This is a genomic window from Sinomonas terrae (assembly GCF_022539255.1).
GTDB lineage: Bacteria > Actinomycetota > Actinomycetes > Actinomycetales > Micrococcaceae > Sinomonas > Sinomonas terrae.
Genome location: NZ_JAKZBV010000001.1, coordinates 2,792,008 through 2,815,293 on the forward strand (window position 1 = coordinate 2,792,008; position 23,286 = coordinate 2,815,293).

Annotated in this window: 24 protein-coding genes; 6 read left to right on the forward strand and 18 right to left on the reverse strand. The window is 68.7% G+C overall.

From position 1 onward, the window contains the following. Positions 1-4 precede the first annotated feature (4 nt). Together argJ and argC are read right to left on the reverse strand one after the other, a co-directional pair. On the reverse strand, positions 5-1,171 hold the full coding sequence (argJ, locus tag L0M17_RS12890) for a bifunctional glutamate N-acetyltransferase/amino-acid acetyltransferase ArgJ (RefSeq protein WP_241054384.1): 1,167 nt from the start codon (positions 1,169-1,171) through the stop codon (positions 5-7). After that, positions 1,168-2,214, reverse strand: coding sequence for an N-acetyl-gamma-glutamyl-phosphate reductase (gene argC / locus L0M17_RS12895; RefSeq protein ID WP_241054385.1), 1,047 nt, complete (start codon positions 2,212-2,214; stop codon positions 1,168-1,170). The genes argJ and argC overlap by 4 nt, the downstream gene beginning before the upstream one ends. 142 nt (positions 2,215-2,356) lie before the next feature. Here argC and L0M17_RS12900 point away from each other — a divergent pair, with 142 nt between their 5' ends. Then, complete coding sequence (locus L0M17_RS12900) at positions 2,357-3,322, forward strand: quinone oxidoreductase family protein (RefSeq protein ID WP_241054386.1); 966 nt, start codon at positions 2,357-2,359, stop codon at positions 3,320-3,322. Positions 3,323-3,436: 114 nt separating this feature from the next. Here the strand turns inward: L0M17_RS12900 and pheT are convergent, their stop codons facing one another. Together pheT and pheS are read right to left on the reverse strand one after the other, a co-directional pair. Next, entirely contained in the window at positions 3,437-5,983 is a 2,547-nt protein-coding gene (gene pheT / locus L0M17_RS12905) for a phenylalanine--tRNA ligase subunit beta (protein ID WP_241054387.1), read from the reverse strand. A gap of 4 nt (positions 5,984-5,987) precedes the next feature. Beyond that, complete coding sequence (pheS, locus tag L0M17_RS12910; RefSeq protein ID WP_241054388.1) at positions 5,988-7,049, reverse strand: phenylalanine--tRNA ligase subunit alpha; 1,062 nt, start codon at positions 7,047-7,049, stop codon at positions 5,988-5,990. Positions 7,050-7,146: 97 nt separating this feature from the next. On the opposite strand from pheS, the gene L0M17_RS12915 reads away from it, so the two are divergent. Then, positions 7,147-7,806 (forward strand): SIMPL domain-containing protein, encoded by a 660-nt coding sequence (locus L0M17_RS12915; RefSeq protein WP_241054389.1) that lies wholly within the window; start codon positions 7,147-7,149, stop codon positions 7,804-7,806. A 43-nt stretch (positions 7,807-7,849) separates the two neighbouring features. Next, positions 7,850-8,932 carry an Rv2578c family radical SAM protein gene (locus L0M17_RS12920; protein WP_241054390.1) on the forward strand — a complete coding sequence of 361 codons (1,083 nt, stop codon included), beginning with the start codon at positions 7,850-7,852 and terminating at the stop codon, positions 8,930-8,932. On the opposite strand, the gene L0M17_RS12925 is transcribed toward L0M17_RS12920, so the two are convergent. Beyond that, entirely contained in the window at positions 8,929-9,348 is a 420-nt protein-coding gene (locus tag L0M17_RS12925) for a (deoxy)nucleoside triphosphate pyrophosphohydrolase (RefSeq protein ID WP_241054391.1), read from the reverse strand. The two genes, L0M17_RS12920 and L0M17_RS12925, sit on opposite strands and share 4 nt — an antisense overlap. A gap of 196 nt (positions 9,349-9,544) precedes the next feature. Here L0M17_RS12925 and L0M17_RS12930 point away from each other — a divergent pair, with 196 nt between their 5' ends. Together L0M17_RS12930 and L0M17_RS12935 are read left to right on the forward strand one after the other, a co-directional pair. Further along, entirely contained in the window at positions 9,545-10,687 is a 1,143-nt protein-coding gene (locus L0M17_RS12930) for an MFS transporter (protein WP_241056435.1), read from the forward strand. 124 nt (positions 10,688-10,811) lie between these two features. Next, the gene (locus tag L0M17_RS12935) at positions 10,812-12,206 is read left to right on the forward strand and encodes an IS1380 family transposase (protein WP_241054393.1); all 1,395 of its coding nucleotides are present in this window, start codon (positions 10,812-10,814) and stop codon (positions 12,204-12,206) included. A 158-nt stretch (positions 12,207-12,364) separates the two neighbouring features. Here the strand turns inward: L0M17_RS12935 and L0M17_RS12940 are convergent, their stop codons facing one another. The 5 genes from L0M17_RS12940 to infC form a co-directional block, all read right to left on the reverse strand. Further along, positions 12,365-13,279 (reverse strand): cation diffusion facilitator family transporter, encoded by a 915-nt coding sequence (locus tag L0M17_RS12940; protein WP_241054395.1) that lies wholly within the window; start codon positions 13,277-13,279, stop codon positions 12,365-12,367. An 18-nt stretch (positions 13,280-13,297) separates the two neighbouring features. Beyond that, positions 13,298-14,197 carry a TrmH family RNA methyltransferase gene (locus L0M17_RS12945; protein ID WP_241056436.1) on the reverse strand — a complete coding sequence of 300 codons (900 nt, stop codon included), beginning with the start codon at positions 14,195-14,197 and terminating at the stop codon, positions 13,298-13,300. Between the two features lie 130 nt (positions 14,198-14,327). Beyond that, entirely contained in the window at positions 14,328-14,714 is a 387-nt protein-coding gene (gene rplT, locus L0M17_RS12950) for a 50S ribosomal protein L20 (RefSeq protein WP_138443805.1), read from the reverse strand. Positions 14,715-14,813: 99 nt separating this feature from the next. Then, the gene (gene rpmI, locus L0M17_RS12955) at positions 14,814-15,008 is read right to left on the reverse strand and encodes a 50S ribosomal protein L35 (RefSeq protein WP_241054396.1); all 195 of its coding nucleotides are present in this window, start codon (positions 15,006-15,008) and stop codon (positions 14,814-14,816) included. Positions 15,009-15,133: 125 nt separating this feature from the next. Beyond that, complete coding sequence (gene infC / locus L0M17_RS12960) at positions 15,134-16,294, reverse strand: translation initiation factor IF-3 (protein WP_241054397.1); 1,161 nt, start codon at positions 16,292-16,294, stop codon at positions 15,134-15,136. A gap of 265 nt (positions 16,295-16,559) precedes the next feature. Here infC and L0M17_RS12965 point away from each other — a divergent pair, with 265 nt between their 5' ends. After that, the gene (locus L0M17_RS12965) at positions 16,560-16,937 is read left to right on the forward strand and encodes a DUF1844 domain-containing protein (protein ID WP_241054398.1); all 378 of its coding nucleotides are present in this window, start codon (positions 16,560-16,562) and stop codon (positions 16,935-16,937) included. A gap of 60 nt (positions 16,938-16,997) precedes the next feature. Here L0M17_RS12965 and L0M17_RS12970 read toward each other — a convergent pair whose 3' ends face one another. The 8 genes from L0M17_RS12970 to L0M17_RS13005 all read right to left on the reverse strand — a co-directional run bounded on the left by L0M17_RS12970 (position 16,998) and on the right by L0M17_RS13005 (position 23,207). After that, on the reverse strand, positions 16,998-18,311 hold the full coding sequence (locus L0M17_RS12970) for an MFS transporter (RefSeq protein WP_241054399.1): 1,314 nt from the start codon (positions 18,309-18,311) through the stop codon (positions 16,998-17,000). Positions 18,312-18,357: 46 nt separating this feature from the next. Continuing rightward, positions 18,358-19,251, reverse strand: a complete 894-nt coding sequence (locus L0M17_RS12975) for an SseB family protein (RefSeq protein WP_241054400.1) — start codon at positions 19,249-19,251, stop codon at positions 18,358-18,360. Beyond that, positions 19,232-19,972: a bifunctional 1-(5-phosphoribosyl)-5-((5-phosphoribosylamino)methylideneamino)imidazole-4-carboxamide isomerase/phosphoribosylanthranilate isomerase PriA gene (priA, locus tag L0M17_RS12980; protein WP_241054402.1), complete on the reverse strand. Its 741-nt coding sequence runs from the start codon at positions 19,970-19,972 to the stop codon at positions 19,232-19,234. Before priA ends, L0M17_RS12975 begins: the two co-directional genes overlap by 20 nt. A 27-nt stretch (positions 19,973-19,999) precedes the next feature. After that, positions 20,000-20,155 carry a CG2302 family histidine operon protein gene (locus L0M17_RS12985; protein ID WP_241054404.1) on the reverse strand — a complete coding sequence of 52 codons (156 nt, stop codon included), beginning with the start codon at positions 20,153-20,155 and terminating at the stop codon, positions 20,000-20,002. Next, on the reverse strand, positions 20,156-20,869 hold the full coding sequence (gene hisH / locus L0M17_RS12990; protein WP_241056437.1) for an imidazole glycerol phosphate synthase subunit HisH: 714 nt from the start codon (positions 20,867-20,869) through the stop codon (positions 20,156-20,158). Between the two features lie 35 nt (positions 20,870-20,904). Then, positions 20,905-21,537: an imidazoleglycerol-phosphate dehydratase HisB gene (gene hisB / locus L0M17_RS12995; protein ID WP_241054405.1), complete on the reverse strand. Its 633-nt coding sequence runs from the start codon at positions 21,535-21,537 to the stop codon at positions 20,905-20,907. A gap of 55 nt (positions 21,538-21,592) precedes the next feature. Then, on the reverse strand, positions 21,593-22,723 hold the full coding sequence (locus L0M17_RS13000; RefSeq protein ID WP_241054406.1) for a histidinol-phosphate transaminase: 1,131 nt from the start codon (positions 22,721-22,723) through the stop codon (positions 21,593-21,595). Between the two features lie 106 nt (positions 22,724-22,829). Continuing rightward, the gene (locus L0M17_RS13005) at positions 22,830-23,207 is read right to left on the reverse strand and encodes a LysM peptidoglycan-binding domain-containing protein (protein WP_241054407.1); all 378 of its coding nucleotides are present in this window, start codon (positions 23,205-23,207) and stop codon (positions 22,830-22,832) included. Positions 23,208-23,286 lie beyond the last annotated feature (79 nt).

Sequence of the window (23,286 nt, forward strand, 5' to 3'; positions counted from 1 at the left end):
GCCCTCAGCTCGAGTAGGCGCTGTTCTCATGCACGTAGTCGTGCGTGAGGTCGTTGGTCAGGATCGTCGCCTCGGCCTCGCCGGCCTGGAGGTCGATCTCGACGAGAACTTCGCGAGGCTCGAGGTCGACGAGCGAACGGTCCTCCCCGATCCCACCCTTCTGGCACACCTGCACCCCGTTGATCGCGACGCTCAGCTCGTCCGGGTCGAAGACGGCATCGGTCGTGCCGACAGCGGAGAGGACGCGGCCCCAGTTCGGGTCCTTGCCGAAGATCGCGGTCTTGAAGAGGTTCGAGCGGGCGACGGCGCGCGCTACCACTTCTGCGTCGCTCTCCGAGGCCGCGTTGAACGCCCGGATCGCGATGTCATGGCTCGCGCCCTCGGCATCGCCGATGAGCTTGCGTGCGAGCTCGGCGCAGACCTGCGTGAGGCCGGCCGTGAACTCTGCGGCGGCTGGCACCGCTCCCGACGCGCCGGACGAGAGCAGCACCACAGTGTCGTTGGTCGACATGCAGCCGTCCGAGTCCGCGCGGTCGAAGGTGACCCGGGTGGCGTCCCGCAGGGCGGCGTCGAGCATCCCGGGCGCAGTGGCGGCGTCGGTCGTGAGGACAACGAGCATCGTTGCCAGGCCCGGCGCGAGCATGCCGGCACCCTTGGCGATGCCGCCGATCGTGTACGCCGTCCCCTCCGCGTCCGTCCCGGTGAAGAGGGCTTCCTTGGGCACCGTGTCGGTCGTCATGATGGCGACGGCGGCCGCATGCCCGCCGTCGTCCGCGAGCGCGGCCGAGGCCGCGTCGATGCCCGAGAGGACCTTGTCCATCGGGAGCTGCTCGCCGATGAGCCCGGTCGAGCAGACGATGACGTCCACGGCAGAGCCCCCCAGCACGTCCGCCGTCTTCTCGGCCGTCTTGTGGGCGTTCTGGAAGCCCTGCGGCCCGGTGCACGCATTGGCTCCGCCGGAATTGAGGACGACGGCGTCCGCCCGGCCATCGCTCACGGCCTGGCGGGACCAGCGAACCGGTGCGGCGGCGACGCGGTTGGAGGTGAAGACGGCCGCGGCATTCTTGTCGGGGCCGTCATTCACGACAAGTGCGAGGTCCGGCTTGCCCGAGGCCTTGATCCCGGCGGTCACGCCGGCTGCCCGGAAGCCCTTGGGTGCAGTGACGGTCACGGTGCGACTCCCAGCTGTGCGAGGCCGGCGCCCTCAGGGAGCCCCAGCGCGATGTTCATGGACTGCACCGCGCCGCCCGCGGTGCCCTTGGTGAGGTTGTCGATCACAGAACTGACGATGACCCGGCCCGCGTGCTCGTCGAACGCGAGCTGGATGGCCGCGTTGTTCGAACCGAGGACCATCTGCGTTGCAGGCCATTGGCCCTCGGGCAGGACGTGGATGAACTCCTCGTCCCCGTACGCGTCGCTCCAGGCGGCCCGCAGCGTGGCGCCGTCGACACCAGGCTTCACCCGCGCCGTCGCCGTCGTGAGAATGCCGCGGCTCATCGGCGCAAGGGTCGGAGTGAAGGAGATCGTGACGGATTCCCCCGCGGAGTTCGAGAGCCCCTGCTCGATCTCGGGCGTGTGCCGGTGACCGCCCCCGACCCCGTAGGGGCTCATCGAGCCCATGACCTCGGAGCCGAGCAGGTGCGGCTTCGCGGACTTCCCCGCACCGGAGGTGCCGGAGGCCGAGACGATGACGACGTCCTGCGGCTCGAGCAGCCCCGCCGCGAAGCCCGGCACGAGCGCGAGCAGGGCCGAGGTGGGATAGCACCCCGGCACGGCGATGCGACGGGCTCCCTGGAGCTTCTCGCGCTGGCGATGGCCGCCGTCGAGCATCAGCTCAGGCAGCCCGTACGGCCACGTCCCCGCATGCTCCGAGCGGTAGAACTTGAACCACGCCTCCGGATCCTCGAGCCTGTGGTCCGCGCCGGCGTCGATCACGAGCGTGTCCTCTGGCAGCTGCGCGGCGACCGCCGCCGAGGCCCCGTGCGGGAGCGCGAGGAAGACGACATCGTGACCTGCCAGGTTCTCTGCGGTCGTCTCGGTGATGGTGCGGTCCGCGAGAGAGAGGAGATGCGGCTGAAGCTCGCCCAGCCTGCTGCCCGCGCTGCTGTGCGCGGTGATGGCGCCGATCTCGATCTCGGGGTGGTTGGCCAGCAGGCGGAGGACCTCTCCCCCGGCGTAGCCGCTGGCCCCGGACACTGCTGCGGTAATAGTCACCCGACCACTATAGGCAAAGTTATGCATGGCCATCAATATTTATGCATGAAAGAATCGGCCGTGGCCCACCTCAGGGGATGACGCTCCTTAGGATGGGTCCGGACGAGAACTCATGAAGCAACGCTGGAAAGAGGAAGACTCCATGATGAAAGCCATCGTCGCCACCGAACCGGGCGGACCCGAAGTCCTGGTGCTCGAGGAGGCCGAAAGGCCACAGCCGGGCCCGGGCCAGCTTCTGGTCAAGATCGCCGCGACCGGGGTCAACTTCATCGAGACCTACCAGCGCCAGGGCATCTACAACGTCCCGTTCCCCTTCACCCCGGGCGACGAGGCTTCCGGCACCATCGAGGAAGTCGGCGAAGGCGTTGAGGGCTACGGGGTGGGAGACCGGATTGCGACCGCCGAGGGCCGCCGGACGTACGCCGAGTACATGCTCGTCGACGCGGACAAGGCACTTCCCGTCCCGGACAGCCTCGACCTCGAGACCGCGGCGGCCCTCCCTCTCCAGGGCATGACGGCGCACTACCTCATCAACTCGACGTTCCGCGTCGAGCCGGGCCAGACGGCGCTCGTCCACGCTGGCGCCGGCGGGGTGGGCCTGCTGCTCATCCAGCTGCTGAAGGCCAAGGGCGCGCGGGTCCTCACGACCGTCTCCACGGATGAGAAGGCACAGCTCGCTTCGGAGGCCGGCGCGGACCACGTCCTCAAGTACTCCCAGTTCTCCGAGCACGTCCAGGAGCTGACAGGCGGCGCTGGCGTAGATGTCGTGTACGACGGCGTGGGCCGGGACACGTTCGACGGCTCGCTCGCGAGCCTGCGCCCGCGGGGATATCTCGTGCTCTTCGGCGCTGCGTCCGGTCCGGTGCCGCCCGTGGACCCGCAGCGGCTCAATTCCGGAGGCTCGCTCTTCCTCACGCGCCCCACCCTCAAGCATCACCTGCTCAATCCGCAGGAGAGGCTGTGGCGCTCCTCGGAAGTGTTCGCGGCTGCGGCGGATGGCTCGCTCTCGGTGCGCATCGGCGCGACGTTCCCGCTCTCCGAGGCGGCCGACGCGCACCGGGCCCTCGAGGGCCGAGCGACGACGGGCAAGGTCCTCCTGGTTCCCTGAGACTGCTTGCCCTGACCGGATCTCCCAGAGACCGGGCGCGCTGGAGCTCCCCGGCCGTCGGTTTGCCGACGAGCCAGGGAGGCTCCGCCCCTGGGAGCGGCAGAGCGCGGAGGATCAGCGCTGGACGGCGCCGAACTGCTCGGCCGCGCGTGCCACCGCCGCCGCACGGGCTTCCGACGCCTCGTCAGCCGTGAGCGTCCGGTCGGGCGCCCGGAAGCGCAGGCCGAACGCGAGCGACTTCTTCCCTTCGCCGATGTTCTGGCCTGCGTACACGTCGAAGAGGTGCACCTCTTCGAGCAGCTCGCCTGCCCCCTCGCGCAACGCCTCCCTGACGTCGTCGGCGGGGATCCCGGCGTCGACAATGAGCGCGACGTCCTGGGTGGCCACGGGGAACGTCGAGATGTGCTTGGCAACGATCACGTCGGGGGCCGCCTCGAACAACACATCCGCGTCGAGTTCGAGGGCGACCGAGCGCGCCGGCAGGTCGTGCGCCGCGAGCAGCTTCGGGTGCAGTTCTCCAGCGAAGCCGACGAGCTCGCCCGTGCGAAGGGCAAGCTTCGCCGTCCGTCCGGGGTGGAAGGCCTGATGGACGCCTTGGGTCACGACGAGTTCGACCCCCAGGACGTCGCCGGCGAGACGCGCGATGTCGAGGGCGTCGGACCAGTCCCAGAGCCTGGGCGTGTGGTTTGCCGCGGCTGGCGAGTCGTGGCCCGTGAAGACCGCGCCGATGTGGAGCGGCTGATGCGGAAGGCCCGCCTCGAGGACGTCGAGGACGTCGTCGGTGGGCAGAGCGCCGAGGGGCGGGATCGAAGCCGTGCCGATCCTGCTGTCGTCGGGCAGGAACACGAGCCCAGCCTCGAAGAGTGCGAGGTCGCGGAACCCGCGCGAGAGGTTGCGCTTGGCCACCTCGAGCAGGCCGGGCAGCATTGAGGTCCGCAACCAGCCGAGTTCCTCGCTCAGCGGGTTCGCGAGCTTGACGGCAGGGCGCGCTGCGCCGGCCTCGGCGACACCGAACGTATCGTTGGCCGCCTGCGAGACGAACGGGTACGCGAGCACCTCGGTCAGGCCGGCGTCGGCGAGCGCCTGCACGAGGCGACGGCGCTGCTGCTGCGCCCGGGTCAGGCCGCGACCCGGGGGCGCTACAGGGAGGCGCGAGGGGATCTTGTCGTAGCCGACGAGCCGCGCAACCTCCTCGGAGAGATCCTCCTTCGTCTCGAGGTCGAGGCGCCAGCTCGGCGGAGTCACGAGGTAATCGGCACCTCGCCGCTCGACGTTGGCCCCGAGGTCCCCCAGCGTCCGCGCAATGAGCTCCTCGCTGAACTCCATCCCGATCCGTTCGGACGCGAAGGTTCCGGGCAGGAGGATCTTGACGGGCTCGGGAGCGCTGCCGACATCGGTGCCGGCCTCGTCCGCGACGCCACCGCCCAGTTCGACCAGCAGGTCGACGACGCGCTGCGCAGCCTCATCTGCGACCTGCCAGTCCACACCGCGTTCAAAGCGCTTGGACGCCTCCGAGGGAAGCTTGTGCCGACGGCGGGAACGGCCGACCGTGACGGTGTCGAAGTGGGCAGACTCGACGAGAACGTTGACCGTGGCGTCCGAGCACTCCGTCGAGGCGCCGCCCATGACGCCGGCGATCCCGATGGGGCCCGACTCGTCGGTGATGAGCAGGTCCTCGGGATCGAGCTCGCGGACCTTGCCGTCGAGCGTCTCGAGCTTCTCGCCCTCCTCTGCACGGCGCACCGTGATCGTGCCGGTGAGCTTGTCGAGGTCGTAGCAGTGGGTCGGCTGGCCCAGCTCGAACATCACGTAGTTCGAGATGTCGACAGGCAGGGAGATCGAGCGCACGCCCGCAAGCCGAAGGCGGGAGACCATCCACTGAGGGGTCGGCCGGGTGGGGTCGATCCCGCGGACGGTCCGGGCGACGAAGCGATCGCACCCGAGGACGCCATAGATCGGCGCACGGTCGTCGAGGACGACGTCGTAGCCGCCTTGGAGAGACACCGGCGGGGTGACGAGCGTGGCCGGGTCCTCGAACGAGGTCCCCGTGGCATGCGCGTATTCGCGAGCGATCCCGCGGATCGAGAAGCAGTAGCTGCGGTCCGGGGTCACGTTGATCTCTGCGGCTTCGTCGTTCAGTCCGAAGAGCGCAAGTGCGTCCGTCCCGAGCTCGGGGTCGAGGCCGAGGCGCGAGAGCACGATGATACCGTCGTGGTCCTCGCCGATGCCGAGTTCACGCGCCGACGCGATCATTCCGGCGGAGACGTGGCCGTACGTCTTGCGGGCGGCGATATGGAAGTCGCCGGGCAGCGTGGCGCCGGGCAGGGTCACGACGACCTTGTCGCCCTCAACGAAGTTGTGGGCGCCGCACACGATGCCCTGAACACCCGAGGGGTCTATGCCCTTGCCTGCGAGCGTCTGTTCCTGCCCCTCGGGCACCACGCGGACCTGGCACCAGTTGATGGTCTTGCCGTTGGTCTGCGGCTCCTTGACGAGGCTCAGGACCTGGCCGACGACAATCGGCCCGCTGATGCTCTCGGAGGGCCGGTGCACGGCCTCTTCCTCGAGTCCCACGGAGACGAGGTCTGCCATGAGGTCTTCGGCGGTCGCGTCCGCCGGAAGCTGCGTGTATTCGCGCAGCCAGGAAAGGGGGATTCGCATGTCCCTAGATCTCCATCCCGAAGTGCTCACTGAAGCGGACGTCGCCCTCGATCATGTCCCGCATGTCCACGACGTCGTTGCGGAACATGAGCGTCCGCTCGATGCCCATCCCGAAGGCGAAGCCGGAGTAGACGTCAGGGTCGATGCCGGCGGCCCGCAGGACGTTGGGGTTGACCATGCCGCAGCCGCCCCACTCGATCCAGCGGGGTCCGCCCTTCGCACCCGGGTGCCAGATGTCGAGCTCGGCGCTCGGCTCAGTGAACGGGAAGAAATTCGGGCGAAGCCGGATCTGTGCCTCCTGGCCGAACATGAGCCGAGCGAAGTGCTCGAGCGTGCCGCGGAGGTCCGCCATGCTCAGGCCCTTGTCGATCGCGAGGCCCTCGAACTGGTGGAATACGGGGGTGTGGGTCGCATCGAGCTCGTCCGTGCGGAACACCTTGCCTGGGCACAGGACGTAGATCGGCACCTCGCGCTCGAGCATCGCCCGCACCTGCACCGGCGAGGTGTGCGTCCGCAGGAGGACATGCCGTTCGGGCGGGTCGACGAAGAACGTGTCCTGCATCTCCCGGGCCGGGTGGTCCGGCTTGAAGTTGAGCGCGTCGAAGTTGAACCACTCGGATTCGACCTCGGGGCCCTCGGCGATCTCCCAGCCCATGCCCACGAAGATGTCGCTCACGCGATCCTGCAGCGTCGAGAGCGGGTGCCTCGCGCCCGCACGACGCCGTCGCGGCGCGGCCGTCACGTCGACCGTCTCCTCGAGGAGGATCCGGGCGTCGTTCTCCGCCTCGAGCACCTCGGACCGCTCGGCGATCGCCCTGTTGACGCGCCCTCGCGCCGAGCCCACGATCTTGCCCGCGCTGGCCTTCGATTCCTTGGGCAGCGCACCGATGGCTCGATTGGCGAGAGCCAGCGGAGACTTCTCACCGGTGTGGGCGATGCGGACGGCCTTGAGCTCGTCCAGATTGGACGCGCCCGAGATGTCCTCGAGGGCGCGCTCGACGGCGGCGGTGACGGCAGCTTCGTCCAAAGGATCCGGGACGGTGGCGCCGGGCAGTGTTTCAGTCATGGACCGTTCTTACGCAGCGGGTGGGTTTGCGCCCTCAGTCTAGTAGACGTGCCCTCAGCTCTGGGCGAGCCGGGCATGCCCGGCTACCGTGAGAGACGTGGTACGCAAGCCCGACATCGTCAGCACTACCGGCACCGGCTCCGTCCGCGCCGCGCCGGACACCGCCGTCCTCCGCCTCTCGGTCGAAGTGCGCGAGGCTGGCTTGGCCCATGCCTACTCGGGCGCTTCCGCGGCGGCCCGAAGAGTTGTGGAGAGCGTTCTGGAACAGGGCGTTCCGCGCCCCGACGTTTCAACCAGCGGCCTCAGCGTGCACAGCGAGACCGTATGGCGCGAGAACAGCGGGCAGCAGGTTGTCGCCTACGTGGCCAGCACGGGACTCACAGTCACCGTGCGGGAGCTGGCACGCACACCCGAGGTGCTCGACGCCGTCGTCCGCTCCGCCGGGGATGCCCTCAGGGTCAACGGCGTGGCACTCGAGGTGAGTGACCGGGCGAGCCTCGAGGCAGCGGCTCAGGAGGCGGCGTTCGACGACGCGCAGGCGACAGCGGCACGACTCGCCCGGAGGGCGGGGCGCGCTTTAGGCGAGGTCCTGCGAATCGACGCGGCCGCCTTCAGCGCTCCGGGACCGCCCATGCCCCTCGCGCGTGCGGCCTTGGCGAGCACGGTCGAGCCCATGCCGGTCGAGGCGGGCGAGACGGACATCCGCGCCTCCGTCTCGGTGACCTGGCGGCTCTCGCGGCCGGCCGAGCAGCATTGAGCAGGCTTGACACGAGGTTCGAAACTGTATTCGAATAGTTGCCATGCGATGGAACACGCAGACGGCGCAGGGCGAGTCCGAAGCAAGCGGCGAGGCAGTTCCTCTCATTCCGCTTGCAGGCCTGCTCCGCGCCGTCCGGACGCCGGAGTTCCAAGGCATCACTTTCCATGAGGTCGCCGCGAGATCGGCGCTCAACAAGGTGCCGCCGGCGTCCTCCATGCCATTTCGGTGGACGATCAATCCCTACCGAGGGTGCAGCCATGCGTGCGTCTACTGCTTCGCGCGCGGCACCCACAAATATCTGGACCTCGATGCCGGCCTCGACTTCGATCGACAGCTCGTCGTCAAGGTCAACGTCGTCGACGTCCTGAAGGCGGAGCTCGCCAAGCCGTCATGGTCGCGTGAGCACGTGGCCCTCGGGACCAATACCGACCCGTACCAGCGGGCGGAGGGCCGGTACGCCCTCATGCCGGGCATCATCCGCGCCCTCGCCGAATCGGGCACCCCCTTCTCGATCCTCACGAAGGGGACCCTCCTCGCAAGGGACCTGCCGCTCTTGAAGGCAGCCGCCGCGCACGTGCCGGTGGGCACCGCCATTTCGCTCGCGATGCTCGACCCCGGCCTCCAGTCCGTGGTCGAGCCGGGCACCCCGAGCCCATCCGCCAGACTGTCCCTCATCTCGAAGCTGCGGGACGCGGGCCTCGCGTGCGGCGTCATGGCCATGCCGATCCTGCCCTGGCTCACGGACGGCGAGGAACAGCTCGATGCACTTTTCGCCTCCCTCTCCGAGGCTGGCGCAACCGGAGTGACGGTCGGCGCACTCCACCTGCGCCCCGGAACCAAGGAATGGTTCATGCAGTGGCTCGCGCGCGAGCATCCACGCCTCGTGGGACGCTACCGAAGGCTCTATGGGACCGGTGCGTACGCGCCCAAGGACTACCGGACGTGGCTCGCCCGCCGAGTGAATGCCGCGAAGGCGCGGCACGGCTTCGCCGGCTCCGAAAGCTTCGGCCACCGCATGGGCGGCGGGGGCAGGAGCGAAACCGGCCCCACTGAGAGCAGCATCGGCCCCTCTGAGAGCAGCATCGAACTCCGCCCGGTTGCCGTGCAGGGCGAGCTGTTCTAGGCGCTGTGCAGGCGAACAGCCTCGACGATGGGGAAGTCGGCGGGGATCCAGGCGAGGCCAGTGAGACGCTCGACGTCGTCCAGCGGCACCCAGCGCAGTTCGTCGTGGTCCTGGAGCGGCGCGGCGTGGCCGTCGACGATCTCGGCGAACCAGACCCGCATGACTGCCTTGGCGTTGAGCGGCCAGCCGTCGGACTCGGGGGCCGGGACTTCACGACCAAGCCTCACGCGAACGCCGAGCTCCTCGGCTAGCTCACGGTGCAGCCCGGCTTCGTGGGTCTCCCCCGGTTCGACCTTTCCGCCCGGGAACTCCCACATTCCAGCGAAGGCGGGCGGTGCGGTCCTTCGGGCGGCGAGCAGCCGCGTCGGGCGCGCGAGCGAATCAACGATTGCCGCGCCCACCACTTGAACTGTCACCGGTCAAGTCTAGGCGCGCGAAGATTGGGCCCGCGAAGATGGGGCACGGAATGCGCACGGCCTGGAGCAGGTTGAAGCCCGCGTGACGAAATCCGACGCCCAGACCGCGCCGAGCTCCGCCCGATACACAGCTCCCAGCTCAGCGCAAAGCTCCCTCCACCGCCCGCCGCTCGCCCCGAAGGCCCTGTTCTGGGCCATGTGCGCCCTAGCGATCGGAGGCTTCGGCATCGGCACCGTCGAATTCACGACCATGGGCTTGCTCAATGAGATCGAGCGTGGCCTCGGCATCACGACCCCGCAGGCCGGGGAACTCATCTCGGCTTACGCGCTCGGCGTCGTCGTCGGCGCGCCGGTGCTTGCCGCGGTCGGAGCGCGTCTCCCGCGCAAGTTCCTCGTCATGGGTCTGGCAGCGTTCATCGCCCTCGCGAACCTCTCGTCCGTCTTCGCGGCGGGCTTCGGGCAGATGCTCGTGTCCCGCTTCGCCTCCGGACTCCCCCACGGTGCCTATTTCGGCGCAGCTGCCGTACTGGCAGCTTCGCTCGTCGCCCCGACGAAGCGCGGCTGGGCGATCGCGACGGTCATGTCCGGGCTGACCGTCGCAAATGTCCTCGGCGTCCCCTTCGCGACTTGGCTCGGCCAGTCCTTGGGCTGGCGCCTTCTCTTCGTCCTGACAGGTGCCATCGGGCTTGTCGCCGTCGCGATGATCTGGCGCTTCGTGCCATTCGAGCCGGCACACCCCGAGGCGAGCATCCGCCGAGAACTCGGGGCGCTCTCCCGCGTGCAGCTGTGGTTCGCCCTCCTGACCGGCATCGTGGGCTTCGGCGGCTTCTTCGCCACGTACACGTACATCTCGCACACGATGACCAGCGTCAGCCGGCTCCCCGAGGACTTCATGCCGCTCGTCGTCGCGCTCTACGGACTCGGCATGGTGCTCGGCAACATCCTGGGCGGCCGTCTCGCCGACCGCTCGGTCATGGGTACGATCTACGGTGGTCTGGCGATCGTCGCGATCTGCATGGTCCTCTACGCGGTTGCTGCCGTGTGGTGGCCCACAGCGCTCCTGATGGTGTTCGTCGTCGGCGGTTCGGGCTCGATGCTCATCCCAGCCCTGCAGACGCGGCTGCTGGACTCGGCGCCGGACGCGCCCACGCTCGCCTCGTCCCTCAATCACTCTGCGCTCAACATCGCGAACGCCCTCGGCGCGTTCCTCGGCGGCCTCGTCATCGGCTGGGGATGGGGCTTCACGGCACCGGCCCTTGTGGGCGCCGTCCTCGCCGTCCTGGGCCTTGGAGTCGCCGCGGCGAGCGGGCGCGTCGAACGGCGCGGTCGGCTCGCCTAAGCCTTGATCCACCGATGGGGTTTGCGGGAAGCATGGCGTAATTAAAGGCGAGATGCCCGCCATCTCAGGGAAAACTGGACTTGCTACAGAACCGGTCTCCTGAGGATGAGAGGGCATCTCGTAGGTGTTAGTTTCCCACAGTCCCGCCGCGGTGGCGGTGTCCTTCGACGAGCCGAATCTGGTCTCCGCTGCGGGGCTGGTGCCGGTGATGCGCTTGGCCGAGGCAGCTGGTCTCCAAACCCTGGCGGACGAGCATCTGAGCGTGCCAACGGACAAGGGCGCCAACGCCGGGCTCAAGCTCGCCGCGCTGGTGGCCGGGATGGTCGCCGGGGCGGACTCGATCGACGACATGGCCCTGCTGCGGCACGGGGGCATGAAGAAGCTGTTCAAGGTCTGCTACGCGCCCTCGACCCTAGGCTCGTTCCTGCGCGCCTTCGCGTTTGGGCACGTGCGCCAATTGGACGCGGTCGCCGCCCGATTCCTGGCGAACCTGGCCGCCCGGGCACCGCTGCTGGGGAACCCCGAGGAGGGGGACTTCGTGTTTGTGGACGTCGACGACACGATCGTCGAGGTCCACGGCTACGCCAAGCAGGGATCCGGGTACGGGTACTCCGGGGTTCGCGGGCTGAACGCCCTGCTGGCCACCGCCACCACGAAGGACACCGCCCCGGTCGTCCTGGCCCAGCGCCTGCGCAAGGGGGCCGCGAACTCCTCCCGCGGGGCCTCCCGGCTGGTCGCCGATGCGCTCTCGGCCCTGCGCCGGACCGGCACCGCCGGGCGGGTGCTGGTGCGGGCCGACTCGGCGTTCTACGGCCACCCCGCCGTCTCGGCCGCCCGCGCCGCAGGGGCCGAGGTCTCGGTCACGGTCCGTCTGGACCCGGCCGTGAGGCGCGCCGTCAGCTCCATCCCGGCCGAGGCGTGGACGACGATCGAGTACACGGACGCCGTCTTCGACGAGGCCGCCGGCGCCTGGGTCTCCCGCGCGGAGGTCGCCGAGGTCCCGTTCACCGCGTTCGCCTCCCGGAAGAAGGCCGAACGGGTGAGCGGGCGGCTTGTCGTGCGCCGGATCCCGGAGCTGAACCCCAAGGTCCCCGACGGGCAGGGCACCCTGTTCGAGATCCACCGCCACCACGCCTTCTTCACCACCGTCTCCGCCGAGGACCTCGGCACCGTGGCCGCCGATGCCACCCACCGGGCCCATGCCGTGATCGAGCAGGTCCACGCCGATCTGAAGGACTCGGCCCTGGCCCACCTGCCCTCCGGGAAGTTCGCCGCGAACTCGGCCTGGCTCGTCGCCGCGGTCATGGCGTTCAACCTCGCCCGCGCCGCCGGGACCCTCGCCGGCACCGCGTTCGCCAGAGCCCGCACCGGCACCATCCGCCGCAAGCTCGTGAGCGTCCCGGCCAGGATCGCCTCCAGCGCCCGGAAGATCCGCCTCCGCCTGCCCGAGACCTGGCCATGGCAGGCCGCGTGGGAAAAGCTCTTCACCACCGCCCACGCACCTCCGGCCACAGCGTAGGAACCCGCCCGCAGCCGGCAACGGCCAAACCGAACTCCAGTGGAACACCCCGGCAGCGAGGCCGGCCGATGTCCCATGCCCAGCAGCCAAAACCGCGACCGCTGCCGAGAACTACTCAGGAACGGCCGCGGATCGGTGGATCAAGGCTAAGTGGCGCGCTAGTCCGCGCGCGGGATGTCCGGCTCGAGGTAGATGACCCGGGCGCTCGGAACCGCGGCCCGGATCCGTGCCTCCGCGTCGTCGATCGCCTTCGCGATCTGCGCTCCCGTCGACGCGGTCCCGACGCTGAACTTCGCCGCGACGAGCAGTTCGTCCGGGCCGAGGTGGAGGGTGCGCAGGTGGATGATGCGCGTCCCATCGCTCTTCAAAGCGGATTCGATCTTCGCAATGTCCGAGGAGGTGGCCGATTCGCCGACCAAGAGGGAACTCGTCTCGAACGCCAGGACCGCCGCGATGACCACGAGCAAAGTCCCGATCATCGCGGTGCCGACCGCGTCCCAGACCCCGTTGCCCGTGATGAGCGTGAGCGAGACGCCGAAGAGCGCGCACGCGAGGCCGATGAGCGCACCGAAGTCCTCGAGGAGGATGACGGGGAGCTCCGGCTGTTTCGCCGCACGGACGAACTGTGCGAGGCTCTGTCCCCCACGCGAAGGCCTCGACGCCCCCATCGCAGTCCGGAATGAGAGTCCCTCGGCGACAATTGAGCCGACGAGGATCGCAAGCGGCACCCACCACCACGCACCCTCGATCGGGTGGGGATTCTGGAACTTCTCCCACGCTTCGAACAGGGCGAAGAGGCCACCGACCGTGAAGAGGACGATCGAGACGATGAACGCGTAGATGTAGCGTTCGCGACCGTAGCCGAACGGGTGCTGGGGGCTCGCCTCGCGGGCCGAGCGCTTGCCGCCGATCAGCAGCAGGATCTGGTTTCCAGAGTCGGCAACCGAGTGGATCGCCTCGGCGAGCATCGACGAAGACGAGGTGAGGATGAACGCGACAAACTTCATCACCGCGATGGAGAGGTTGGCCGCGAGCGCCGCGACCACGGCCTTGGGACCCCCGGAAGACGACATGCCTTTGAACCTACCCGTTCAGTCCGTCTTCAGTCCCACGCCAAGCCGCTGTGCCCGCGCGCTCGCGTACAGGCACACAGTGGCGGCCGTTCCGACGTTCAGGCTCTCCGCATCGCCATAGATGGGCACGGCAACCCTCGCGTCCGCAAGGGCAAGTTCCTCTTCGGAGAGCCCCTGGGCTTCGTTCCCGAAGAGCCACGCCGTGGGTGCCTCGAGCGCGTACGACGACGAGGAGTCGCCGGAGCCTTTCGGCTCTCCGACGGGTGCTGCGCTCAGGCGACGCGCCGCGCTCTCGTCCTGAAGCACATCGAGGTCGACGACGCCGTAGCCGTCCGCGGCCAGAACGCCTAGGCCCGCTCCGCGAAGCCGGGAGACGAGCTCGCCCTCATCCACTCCGGTGACGACCGGCACGTGGAACAGGGATCCTGCTGTGCTCCGGACGGCCTTCGGGTTGTAGACGTCCACGCTGCCCTCAGTGAAGACCACAGCATCCGCGCCTGCTGCGTCCGCAGCGCGCAGGATGGTCCCGGCGTTGCCTGGGTCCTGGACGCGGCAGAGGACGGCCACGAGACGGGGCGCTCGCGCGAGGACGTCGTCGAGGGAGGCATCCAGGTAACGGCAGACGGCCACAATTCCCTGCGGATTCACCGTGTCCGCCATGGCAGCAAGGACCTCGTCTGTCGCGAGACGCAGGGCGCCTGTGGCAGTGGCGAGTTCGCCCAATTCGGGATACCGCTCAAGACAGGAGTCGCTCGCATAGACCTCGGTCACAAGGCGCGTGCCGCGGCGAGCGTCGAGCCGCAGGGCTTCGCGTACTGCTTGCGGCCCCTCGGCGAGGAACAGGCCGCGCCGTTGACGGGCCGAGCGCTGGGCCAGCTTGGCGACATCCCGGACGCGGTCGGCGCGCGGGTTCGTCATGGAAGTCACTGGTCCACCCTAAATCCCGCGAGAGCAGATCAAATCCCCGAGGACAGATCAAATCCCACAAGAGCAAACGCCCGCACTGCCGAGTGGCAGTGCGGGCGTTCGAAACGTGTGCGCGAAAGGACTACTTCGCGGCGACCGGAGCGTTGACGTCCGAGGGGAGGGCCTTCTTGGCAACCTCGACGAGCGCGGCAAAAGCTGCAGCGTCGGAGACGGCAAGCTCGGCGAGCATGCGGCGGTCAACCTCGACCTCGGCGGCCTTGAGGCCCTGGATGAGGCGGTTGTAGGTCAGGCCGTTGGCGCGGGCAGCGGCGTTGATGCGCTGGATCCACAGGCGGCGGAAATCGCCCTTGCGCTTGTGACGATCCTGGTAGCTGTACACGAACGAGTGCAGCAGCTGCTCTTTTGCCTTGCGGTAGAGGCGCGAGCGCTGGCCTCGGTAGCCGGACGCCCGCTCGAGGACGGTGCGGCGCTTCTTGTGGGCGTTGACTGCCCGCTTCACACGTGCCATGTGTGTACTCCTTCAGAAATCCTTCCCAGAGCCGCGGGCGCCTTGCGCCCGGCCGGGACGGCTAGGTGGCCCCGAAGGGCCGGTTGACTGGGAAAGAACTCAGATGCCGAGCATCCGCCGGATGACCTTGGCGTCGCCACCGGTCACGATCTTGTCGGCGTGCAGGCGGCGCGTGAGCGTCGTCGGCTTGTGCTCGAGGTAGTGGCGGCGGTTCGACTGCTGGCGCTTGAGCTTGCCCGAGCCGGTCAGCTTGAAGCGCTTCTTGGCGCCACTGTGGGTCTTCATCTTCGGCATGGTGACCGATCTCCTTTGTTTCCCGCGGCACCAGGCCGCGGCTTTCTCTGGCGGCCCGCTTGCGCGGGCCGACTGGTGGTTCCGCTGGCCGCCAAGACCCGAAGGTCTTCAGCGGCTGCGGTGGACTAGTTGCCCCGGCGACCCGACGGGCGCGGTGCCGAGGGCTTGGGCGCTCCCGCCCCGGGGCGGGGTGCACCCGGCTTCGGAGCCTGCGGCCGAGGTGCCGACGGCTTCGGCGCTGCGGGCTTGGCGGCCTCAGCAGGCTTGGGCGCCTGCGGCCGAGGAGCCGGTGCCGGCCTGGGCGAAGCAGAAGGAGCCGGTGCCGCAGCCCGAGCAGGAGCCGGCTTGCGCTCGGGCTCGGCTGCGGGCTTCGCAGCCGCCGGCTTCGCAGCTGCCGGCCTCTCAGCTGCCTGAGCCGGTTCCTCTGCCGCCGGAGCAAGCTCTGCAGCCTGAGCCGGTTCCTCTGCCGCCGGAGCAGGCTCTGCAGCCTGCGCGGTCTCTGCCGCCGGAGCAGACTCTGCAATCTGCGCGGTCTCTGCCGCCGGAGCAGACTCTGCAGCCTGCGACGTCGGTTCCTCAGACTCCACCGCCGCGGCCGGCTGCTCGTCAGCCTGGACGGCAGCTTGCCGCAGGGCCTCGGGAAGCGCATCGCCCAGAGACTGCGTCATCGGCGCCTGCTCTGCGGTCACGCTGGCGGTCTTCGCCGCCTCAGCCTTGGCCTTGTCGGCGGCACGCTGGGCGACCCTACGGGCCTCGGCCTTTGCCTCAGCCTTGTTCTTGAGCGGACCGATCACCATGACCATGTTGCGACCGTCGATGCGCGGCGCGGACTCGATCGTGCCGACCTCGGCGACGTCGTCCGCGAAGCGCTGAAGGAGGCGGATGCCCATCTCCGGACGCTGCTGTTCGCGGCCACGGAACTGGATCATGGCCTTGACCTTGTCCCCGGCGCCGAGGAAGCGGAGCGCGTGGCCCTTCTTCGTCTCGTAGTCGTGGGTGTCGATCTTGAGGCGGAAGCGAATCTCCTTCAGAACCGTATTCGTCTGGTTCTTGCGTGCCTCGCGAGCCTTGACCGCGGCCTCGTACTTGTACTTGCCGAAGTCCATCAGCTTGCACACCGGCGGTTTCGCCTGGGGTGCTACCTCAACGAGATCGAGGTCTGACTCGGCCGCCAGACGCAGCGCGTCCTCGATACGCACGATGCCGACCTGCTCGCCAGCAGGCCCCACGAGGCGCACCTCAGGGACGCGGATTCGCTCATTGATGCGTGGATCGCTAATGTTCAAGCTCCTCAAGTAGTCCGGGACAGCCCCGACAACGAGGAAGGCCCCCGATTGTCGGTGCAATCGGAGGCCTCGAAGGTGGGCGTCTCCATGGACGCCATGTCCGGCTGCGGCGGGTGCCGCGCCAGCCAACCTGAGTACCCGGCAGCAATGCGATTGCACGCCGACGCGGGTGGGAGAGATCTCCGCTTGCAAACTGTCAATCAAGTATACAGGCAAAAAACGCCTGAATAACGACATCCAGTCGGTCTGTGCCAAGCTTAGCAGCATGAGCACTGACCACACTGACCAGAACGGCACGAGCGCTGGCGCGAACACGGATGCCAGCACCGAACTTCGGGACATCGCGGAAGTTCCCGCCGTCGAGGTCATCACGACCACCGCGGTTCACCTCATGAGCGCGGCTGCCGTCAAAGTGGGTCTGGCCGACGAGGGCGAAGCGCTCAAGGACCTCGACGAGGCGCGGAAGCTCATCACAGCGCTCGCTGGCCTCGTCACAGCGGCGGCGCCCGAAATCGGCTCCCAGCACGCGGCCCCCCTCCGCGACGGGCTGCGTTCGCTGCAGCTCGCGTTCCGCGAGGCGTCGACCATCCAGGACGCTCCCGGAAAGGGCCCGGGAGAAAAGTACACCGGACCGGTCAACTGAAGCTTCCAGTCAGCTGAGCCTTCCAGTCAACTGAGCCGTCCAGTCAACTCAGCCTTCCAGTCAACTCAGCCTTCCAACTGTGGCGCGGCGCCGTCGTCGCACGGCTTGTGCCAGAAGGCCCGCACCACAGAGCACGACTCCGACCGCACCGATCCCTGCGAAGCCGGCCCAAGGGCCGGCAGCGTCGATCGTAAGTCCGGTGAACGGTGACCCGAGGGCCGTTCCTGCCGTGAGCGCAGATCCGTACCAACCCATGGCCTCGCCGCGACGCCCCTCGTCCACGAGCAGGGCCACGGCTTCGGAGGCCGCAGCGAGCGTTGGCGCGCAGAGGAATCCGGCAGGCACGGAGAGTAGGGCGAGACTCCCCACATCGCTGGCGAACCCCATCGGGATCGTGAGCGCCGACATGAGGAGCAGCAGCACAAGCGGGTGCACCTTGCTGGTCATCGCTCCGTAGACGAGGCCGCCGAGGAGCGAGGAGAGGCACCAGGCGAAGAACACCACTCCCAGCTGCTCACTCTGCCCATGGCCCCGCAGGACAGCGACAATCCCGACGTCGGTGCCGGAGAGCACCATTCCCGCTCCGGCGGCAACAACCAGAACGACGACGACGCTGGTCGAGAGCCAGCCGAGCCCTCCGCGGGCACGCCCGATGAGCCGGCGCAGTCCCGAGGCGCCGTCCGCCTGACCCGCAGCCACCTCCGCTGGTGCTGCACTCTCTGCGGATTCGACGCTCGAAGCCACGTCGGTCTCGCACGAGTCCGCACCGTCGTCGGCGACAGCGCCTGGCTGACCTGACCGGGTCGGCGGGTTGAACCAGACGAGCGCTAGCCCCGCCACGGCCGCTGAAAGCCCCACCGCTGTGATCCCGACGACGGTGGAGAGCTGCACCCCGACGAGCGCCGCGAGCGCGGGCCCGACCATGAACGTGACCTCGGTGCAGATGGAGTCGAGGGCAAAGGCCGTCCGTCGCTGCGCAGGTGTTGTCATGACGCCGAGCGACTGCCGCACCACCGAGAAGATCGGCAGCGCGAATACACCGCCGATGAGCGCCGCAGCCAAGAGGCCGGGGTAGTTGAGGTGGGGAGCAACGGACCAGACGACGGCCTCCGCCACGATCGACGGGATAAGAGCGCGGCGGAGCCCGACCGTGTCCACTCGACGGCCGCGCCACGGTGCACCGATCGCGATTCCGATGGTGAGGAGCGCCGCCACGGCACCGGCCGGGCCGTAGCCCAGTCCGAGGGTCTGTACGACATGGAGAGTGAGCAGGACCCCGGCTGCCGAGTGCGGGAGCCGCGCGACCATCGCGACGAGCAGCAGATTCCTCACCGGACGCCGCCGCCAGAGTTGCCCGTAGAGGGCGAAGTCCATCAGTCCCACCTTCCGTGCTCCGCACGGCAGGGTAGGCACGTGCGGATCAGTCCCCCGCGGTGCGGAGTGAGATCTCGATCGAATCCACGGACTCCGCGAAGCGCTCGCTGCCGGCGAGTCGGCCGTTCAGCTCTGCCACGATGTCACGCACCGACTCGGCAGGCAAGCCGGGACTGAGCTCGAGCACGATCCGGAGCTCGGGCCCCGGCCCGCCGCCGTTCAGGATCCGCCCGGAGCGGTCTCGGCTCACGACGCCCTTGCCGGGCTCGAGGCGAACGCCGCGAATCTCGTCGAGCCCTTCGATGGCCGCTGCGACGACCTCCACGAGCGTCTGGTCGCGGTAGGACGGCGTCCAAGTCTGCTGCTGCGCCAAGGCCCACACGGCGGGGCGGCGGAGGACGAACGTCCTCTCCGCTCCAGGATCGAGGACGAGGAGCTCGGCCCCTTCCGATACGGCCGAAAGGGCGGCACGTGGAGCGAAGACCGCGACGGGGCGCGCCTCGGGGTGCCACGCTTCGAGCCGCGCGACGGAGGTGAACGCCGGGAGTGCCTTCCGCCCGTCGGGGGCGCTGAGCGTCACGAGGGCCATATCGGCCTCTTTGTCCTCAGCGAAGCCGTGGTCGCCCAAGCCTCCCTCGGCAAGGGTCGCGACGACGGGCACGAACACTCGGGCCTCTGCGAGTGCCTCGTGGACAGCCTCCTCCGTCCCGCCCGAGGCGAGTGCCGCCAAGGCAGCCTCGACGCCCGGGTCGGCTACGCCGTCGTCCGCGTCGAAGCGGTGGAGCGGATTCCCCTCGCCGGCGAGGTCGCGTCCCGCCCACGACTGCCCGGCCGAGTCGGCGTGCTCCCCCGCGCGGGCGAGTGCCGCTGCGATGTGCCCCGGAAGGTGCCGCGGTGCAGGATGGCCTTGGGCGCCCATGTCACCGGCGGCCGGCGACATCGAGGGCCTCCGGCAGGGTGAACTTGCCGGCGTACAGCGCCTTGCCGACGATCGCTCCCTCGACGCCGAGCGGGACGAGTTCGCGGAGCGCACGGAGGTCGTCGAGGCTCGAGATGCCACCTGAGGCGACGACCGGCTTCTCGGTCCGCTCGCACATCTCGCGGAGGAGGTCGACGTTGGGGCCGCGCAGCGTTCCGTCCTTTGTGACATCCGTGACGACGTAGCGCGAGCAGCCCGCGTCCTCGAGGCGCGCGAGCACCTCCCACAGGTCCCCGCCCTCCTTGGTCCAGCCGCGGGCCGCGAGCGTCGTCCCACGCACGTCGAGGCCGACGGCGATCTGGTCGCCGTAGCGGTCGATGGCCCGGGCGGTCCATTCCGGATCCTCGAGCGCGGCGGTACCGAGGTTGACGCGCGCAGCGCCGAGCTCGAGGGCTGCGTCGAGCGACGCGTCATCGCGGATGCCGCCGGACAGCTCGACTTTCACTGACAGCTGGCGCACGACGCCGGCAAGCAGCTCGCGGTTGCTCCCGCGACCGAAGGCAGCGTCGAGATCGACCAGGTGCACCCACTCGGCACCGTCGTTCTGCCAGGCGAGCGCAGCTTCGAGGGGCTCGCCGTAGCTCGTCTCGCTCCCGGCCTCGCCCTGCACGAGGCGCACGGCCTGGCCGTCGGCGACGTCAACAGCGGGCAGCAGCTCGAGGATGGGCTCCCCAGCGGTCATGAAGGATCTCCTTGCGGTGGGCGGCTGTCAGGCCGATTGGGTGAACAGATACGCGGCGACGAGCGCGGCAGCGGCGAGAACACCGAACGAGATCCAGACCCAGTTCGCCATGCCCTGACGCCGGAAGGACACGACGCCGCCGATGAGGATCCCGGCCAGGCCGAACAGGAGGACGGACCACATCTAGACGGAAGCCTTCTCATTCGAGGGGGCGTTCTTCGGCTTGAGCGAAGCCACCCAGTTCCGCAGGAGCCTCGCACCCGCGGCGCCCGACTTCTCGGGGTGGAACTGCGTCGCGCACAGGGGGCCGTTCTCGACTGCGGCGATGAACGGAGCACCGTGCTCGGACCAGGTCACGAGGGGCGCCGCCATGCTCGGGTGGGTTGCGTCGAACTTCCATTCCTGCACTCCATAGGAGTGCACGAAGTAGAAGCGCTCATCCTCGACGCCCTCGAACAGACGCGATCCTTCGGGGACGCTCACCGTGTTCCACCCCATGTGCGGGACGACGGCCGCGGGCAGGAGCTCTACCGTCCCGGGCCATTCGCCGAGCCCCTCCGACTCGACACCGTGCTCCACACCGCGTTCGAACATCACCTGAAGACCGACGCAGATGGCGAGGACGGGGCGTCCTCCGGCCACGCGTCGGCCGATGATCCTCAGGCCGTCCACGGACTTGAGCTCGTCCATGACGGTCGCGAACGCGCCGACGCCGGGCACCACGAGACCATCGGCGTTGAGCGCGTCCTCCGGCTTCGAACTCAGGGTCACAGCCGCCCCCGCGCTTTCGAGCGCGCGGACTGCCGAGCGTACGTTGCCCGAGCCGTAGTCGAGGACGACGACGGTGGGGCGCCCCTCCGGATCGGGTGCAGGCCCGCCGTGGTTGCGTGAGTCCACGGCGACGCCGTTGGGCGCGGACTTCCCTGTCTCGCTCACAGCGCGCCCTTCGTCGACGGGATCGCCTCCCCGATGCGCGGATCAGGTTCGACGGCGGCGCGGAGGGCGCGCGCGAACGCCTTGAACTGCGCCTCGACGATGTGATGCGGGTCGCGGCCCGCGAGCACCCTCATGTGCAGGCAGATCCCTGCGTGCAGCGTGATCGCCTCGAACACGTGGCGGGTGAGGGATCCAGTGAAGTGGCCGCCGATGAGGTGATACTCCTGTCCCGCCGGCTCCCCGGAGTGGACGAGGTACGGGCGGCCCGAAACATCGACCACGGCATTCGCGAGCGCCTCGTCAAGCGGAATCGTGGCCTCGCCGAACCGCCGGATGCCCGCCTTGTTCCCAAGCGCCTGCTTGAGCACCTCACCGAAAGTGATCGCGATGTCCTCGACAGTGTGGTGGACGTCGATGTGCGTGTCACCCGTGGCCCTGACCGTGAGGTCGATGAGCGAATGCTTCGACAGCGCCGTGAGCATGTGATCGTAGAACGGGACGCTGCTCGAGATCTCGGAGCGGCCCGTGCCGTCGAGGTTGATCTCGACGACGACAGACGACTCTGAGGTCGTGCGCTCCATCCGCGCCGTTCGCGAAGTGCGACGCGCAGCCTGCAGCTCGGTGGTCATGGGTGAACGTCCTTCAATGGAAGCTGATGCGGGGGACCAATCCATTCTAGGCCGCCTAGGCTTGCTCCTCCTCGAGGAGCTCTTCGAGCCGGGAGAGGAAGGCCGACGTCTCGGACTCCGTTCCGGCCGTCACCCTCAAGGAGCCGGGGATTCCGACGTCACGGACCAGCACGCCCGCCTCGAGCAGCCCCCGCCAGATGCGCTGGGGATCCGCCAGACCAGTGAAGAAGACGAAGTTCGAATCGGACGACGCCGGCCTCAGCCCGAGCCGTTCGAGCTCCTTCACGATGCGGTCGCGCTGATGCTTGATCGCCTCGACCTCGGACATGAGGGAGGCACGGTGACGGAGAGCCGCCAAGGCCGTCGCCTGCGTTATGGCCGAAAGGTGGTACGGGAGCCGGACGAGACGGAGAGCGTCGGTCACCTCGGGTGCTGCCGCAAGATAACCGAGCCGAGCCCCGGCAAGGGCGAAGGCCTTGCTCATGGTCCGGCTGACCACGAGCCGCGGACGGCCGGGAAGCAGCGTGAGCGCGCTCTGCGTCCCGAGCTGGGCGAACTCCGCATAGGCCTCGTCGACGATCACTATGGCCTGGCTCGCTTCGCTGGCCTCGTACACCGCCTCGACCACGTCGAGACCGAGCGCCGTCCCCGTCGGGTTGTTCGGCGAGCAGAGGAAGACGACGTTTGGCGCCAGCTCCCTGACCTGCCGCGCAGCCGAGTCGGCGGTGAGCTCATAGTCAGCATCCCGGACTCCCTTGAGGTACGCCGTCCCGGTACCAGCCGCAAGCAGCGGGTACATCGAATACGTCGGAGGGAAGCCGAGGGCCGAACGGCCGGGTCCGCCGAACGCCTGAAGGAGCTGCTGAAGCACCTCGTTCGAGCCGTTGGCTGCCCAGAGCTGCTCGGGCGTCAGGCCATGCCCCAGATACTCCGCGAGGGCCTCGCGAAGTTCGGTGAATTCGCGGTCCGGGTAGCGGTTGAGGCTCGAGACGGCCTCGCGCACGGATCGGGTGATGGCCTCCTGGACGTCCTGGGGCACTCCGTACGTATTCTCATTGACGTTGAGCATGATCGGGACGTCCAGCTGCGGCGCCCCGTATGGGTGCTGACCGCGCAGATCCTCGCGAAGAGGGAGCCCCGCGAGGCGCTCCTCACGGGAGGTGGGCTGAGCAGTCTGATCGTTCACCGGTCCAGCCTACGCCCGGGTGCTTGACGCCTCCGCATTCATGACTCGGCGTACGCCCAGCCCCACGCGGGCTCAAGCCCGGGCCGAGCTCGACCCCCAGCCCGGTTCAACCCTCAGTCGGGACAGCGATCTGCTGCCCTGAAACGACCCTGGTCGAATCGAGGTTGTTGAGTTCGACGATCTCGTCGATGACCACGCGCGGGTCGCGATCGGGAGCGTACTGTGCCGCGACCGTCCACAGCGATTGCCCCTGCTGGAGAGTGACCTGCTTCGTGTGCGTCACCGACGGCGCCGTGTCGCCAGCGTGGGCAGGCGCGATGAGTCCGCTCAGAAACGCGAGCAGCAACACCGCTCCAAGGAAGGACGGGAGGGCAATCAGCACGAGCCGCCCCCGGCGAGTGAGCCGCAGGCGGGGGTGGGGAGCCTGTGCGCCGGTCGAGCGAGCCGGTGTCCCTGCGAACGGAACTGCGAATGCGTGTGCCACGGTTCTTCCTCCTCAGGAATGCCTTCGAACATGTCTTCGAACCATTCAGAACACTTTTAGCACTTCTCATCGAACGATG